3 protein-coding genes are annotated in these 3914 nt (G+C 35.2%); 2 read left to right on the top strand and 1 reads right to left on the bottom strand.

Annotated features, from left to right (window positions below; translation table 11 throughout):
• The first annotated feature begins 80 nt into the window (after window positions 1–80).
• A complete protein-coding gene (locus WCG23_13070) occupies window positions 81–1241 on the top strand; it encodes a HAMP domain-containing methyl-accepting chemotaxis protein (GenBank protein MEI8390802.1) in 1161 nt (386 codons plus the stop codon).
• Between the two features lie 58 nt (window positions 1242–1299).
• Entirely contained in the window at window positions 1300–2886 is a 1587-nt protein-coding gene (locus WCG23_13065; protein MEI8390801.1) for a carbohydrate porin, read from the top strand.
• Window positions 2887–2901: 15 nt separating this feature from the next.
• On the opposite strand, the gene WCG23_13060 is transcribed toward WCG23_13065, so the two are convergent.
• On the bottom strand, window positions 2902–3843 hold the full coding sequence (locus tag WCG23_13060) for a GDP-L-fucose synthase (GenBank protein ID MEI8390800.1): 942 nt from the start codon (window positions 3841–3843) through the stop codon (window positions 2902–2904).
• Between the last annotated feature and the right edge of the window lie 71 nt (window positions 3844–3914).

Below are 3914 nucleotides of genomic sequence, written 5' to 3'. Positions count from 1 at the left end.
TTAATTTTTCTCTTCTTTTTTTATCGGAGAATCAATAAAATTTCTTAAGGTCCCTACCTATATCCGAAGTTCTTTCTGAAATGAATAATATGATTTGTATACTTGCATTAGTGGCAATATTAGCAGTGGCAATAACCTGTTTTATAGCCTTTAAGCTCGGGCATAAAATCTCTAAACCAATAGAAGATCTTTCTGATATAAGTTTGAAACTTGCCGAAAACGACTTAAAAGTTTGTATAATAGAAGATTCCAGTGCTTCTGAAATAGGTAGGTTAACCAGAGCATTCAGTAAATTTATAAATAATTTTAAAAATTTGATTAGGCAGGTAAATAAAACCGTTGAAGAAGTCTTAGCAGGATCAAATGGAATTAGCATTGCTACAGAACAAACTTCAAAAGGCGCAGGACAGGTGGCTTTAAGTATATCTCAATTAGCTTCAGGATCTCAGGAACAAGCTCGCCATGTTAATGAAAGTGTTCAATGCGTGGAAGAAATAAATAATTCTATTCAGGTAATTTTAAAAACAATGGATGAAACTGTCAATATAGCTAAAACTACTGAAGATAATGCAAATAAAGGTAGTTCTAAAGCTAATGTAGCCGCTATAAGCTCTAAAGAAGTTAAAGATTCAGCTGATGAAGTTGCTATAGAAATAGCCGACCTTGGCAAATTAGGATCAGAAATAGGAGTTATTGTTGAATTAATTAAAGGCATAGCCAACCAGACTAATTTACTTGCGCTTAATGCTGCAATAGAAGCTGCACGGGCAGGAGAACATGGAAAAGGTTTTGCGGTGGTCGCAGATGAAGTTAAAAAATTGGCGACACAGTCTGCCGAAGCTACAGATAAAATAACAGTAATGATTAAACAAATTCAGAATAAAACTGTTAATGCAGTTCATACGATGGAAAAAACCACCAAGGATATTGATATAAGTCTCAAACATATTGAAGATGTTGAAATCAGTTTAAAAGAAATAGCCACGGCTTCAATATCTACAACTGATAAAATTAAAGAATCTGCAGATAAAATAACTGATCTGGCTAATAAAGCAGATAATGTGGTCAATATGATGGAAAATATTTCTGCTATTACGGAACAAGCTGCTGCAAGCACAGAAGAAATAGCAAGTGTTTCACACGAACAAACACAAAGCCTTGAAAAAATAAATATCAATTCTCAAATATTGGCGAAAGCCGCTCAAAATTTGCAAGAACTCATTTCAACTTTTAAAATTTAAGTTCTCAAATGCTTTCAAATTTGGTATAGTGTCAGTAAAGAGTGATAGGAGTGTTATTATGAAAACAAAAAAAATCAAGGGACTTTTTTTGCTGTCGGCAGCTGTTGCAGTGTCATTGTCGATAGGGAACATGTCGTTTGCTGATTCAAGTGCAAGTGCAGATTTAAATGCACAGGGTAATTTGCAAACAAAAGTTATTTTAGGAGTTGATAGTTCTCAGCAGAGTCAACAGAATATTCTTGCCGTGAATCCTGAAACAGCAGAAATTCCGGCTAGCCAAATAACTCAAACTCCTTGTAAATATAAAGCTGATGTAGTCGTACCTTTAACTGAAACCAATGCGAAAGAAGCTGATAAAGATAAAAATATAGTTCCTGTTCTTGATTTAAAAGGCGGTGTCCAGACACAGGAAGCCAAAAAAGAAACTCCTCTTACAATATGGCTTAATCAGGATAGAGCCACAGGCGATTGGAATGGGCTTCGTTCAAAGCTTGAAGATAATGGAGTGACTGTTTCCGGTTCATATATGTTGAATAACTTCATGAAAGGACACGGCGGCGGACTTTTAGGTAACAGCAAACCTTCTTATCAGGGTCTTGTAAATACCTCTGTAGAGCTTAATACAGAAAAAATGCATTTATATCCGGGCGGAAAATTATTTGTATTATTTCAGGATATTAACGGAAAAGGATTGTCTGAAAAATACACAGGCGATTATATGTATTTTAATTCCTACGAATCTGCAAGACCGGGACCTCAATTAAGCGAATACTGGTATGAACAAAGTCTTTTGTCTAATAAAATAAAATTAAAAGTGGGAAAACAAGATGCTAACTGTGAATTTCAAGCACTTGACACAGGTTTCCAATTTATAAATTCAGGGTTTAACTTCATAGTTAACTCTTCATTGCCTACATACCCTAATCCTGCTGTTGGTTTTGTAACAACATTGCAGCCTACCGAGAATATATATCTGAAATATGGTCTGTTTGATGCAAATGGCGTAGGCAGCCAGAGCGGTTTTAATACGATTTTTCACAAAGACGGTGCTTTGCAGCATATGGGAGAACTTGGATTCACTCATTCATTAAAAGGCTATTCAGGAAAATATATAGTCGGAACATGGCATAATAACAAAAGCAGAGATGAGTTCTTAAGTGATGATATAGCATATGATGCTGACAGCAATCCAACAGGTGTTGTCCCTGGAACTTTCCAGAGCACTAACGGATTTTATACAGAATTTGACCAAAAAATATTCAAAGAAAAGCCTGATAATGTAGACGGGCAAGGTTTATCTTTACTTGGACAATTCTCATGGGCGCCTCCTAACAAAAACGAGTTAACAAAATATTTCGGAACAGCCCTGGCTTATAAAGGTTTGATTCCTAGAAGGGATGAAGATGTTATAGGTGTCGGAGTAAATACTGCTATTTTCAGTAAAAGAGCTGGTTCTTTATCCAGTGCAACAGATGATGGTAGACAAAGGACTGGAAATAAAGGTGAAAGCGTTCTCGAAGTATTTTACAAAATAGCTTTAACTCCATGGTTGTCTATTCAGCCTGATTTCCAATGGATAAACAAACCTTATTATTCTGACAAAAGTACTGTAGTGTTTGGTGTCAGAACTAATATTACTTTTTAAGAAATAAAAAGATTCTTACAATCTTACGCAAAGATTATTTAAAAAATCTTCATAACTAAGCTTCAAACCTTGTTTGAAAGAGATTTTTGTCTGCCAGCCCAGTGCATTAAGCCTTGACACATCCAAAAGTTTTTTGGGTGTGCCATCTGGCTTTGTAGTATCAAATTCCAATTCACCTTCAAAGCCTACAGTCTCTTTTATAAGCTCCGCTAATTCTCTTATTGTAACGTCTGTACCTGTTCCGATGTTTATAAATTCGCCTATTTCTTCTGCATTTTTGTTTTCCATAAGATAGACGCAGGCTTCAGCAAGATCATCGCTGCACATAAATTCTCTCATGGGAGTGCCTGTCCCCCAAACAGTAACCTTTTGAAGATTTTTTTCTTTAGCTTCGTGAAATCTTCTTAAAAGCATCGGTATAACATGGGCATTTTCGGTGTGGTAATTGTCGTTTATGCCATATAAATTACATGGCATAGCGGAAATATAATTTGTTCCGTATTGTTTGTTAAAAGCGCTGCAAAGCTTGATTCCGGTAATTTTTGCAAGAGCGTAAGGCTCATTTGTGGGTTCAAGAGCCGAAGTTAAAAGATATTCTTCTTTAATCGGCTGGGGAGCAAGCTTCGGATAAATACAGCTTGAACCAAGGAACAATAATTTTTTAACATTATTTTTATAAGCCGCTTCGATAATGTTGTTCTGGATTTTCAGGTTATCAAGCAGAAAATCAACAGGATAAGCGTTATTTGCATAAATTCCGCCTACTTTTGCTGCTGCAAGAAAGACCCAATCAGGTTTTTCTTCTTCAAAAAATTTAAAAACCTTTTCTGTTTGCATCAAATCAAGTTCTTCCCTTGTTTTTAGAATAAAGTTTTTATATCCTTTTTTTTGTAATTGTCTTATAAGCGCGCTTCCGACAAGTCCTTTATGTCCGGCTATAAATATTTTCTTATCCATTAATTTTTCCTTTTTGGTTAATTATAGTGCTCTGAAAAAGTAATTAAGAAATGAAATATTTTTTGCGAAAG

The organism is bacterium (genome assembly GCA_037147175.1).
In the GTDB taxonomy this organism is placed as follows: domain Bacteria; phylum Cyanobacteriota; class Vampirovibrionia; order Gastranaerophilales; family UBA9971; genus UBA9971.
The sequence above is the reverse complement of the archived record's forward strand: the minus strand, read 5'-3'. Positions and strand labels throughout refer to the sequence as shown.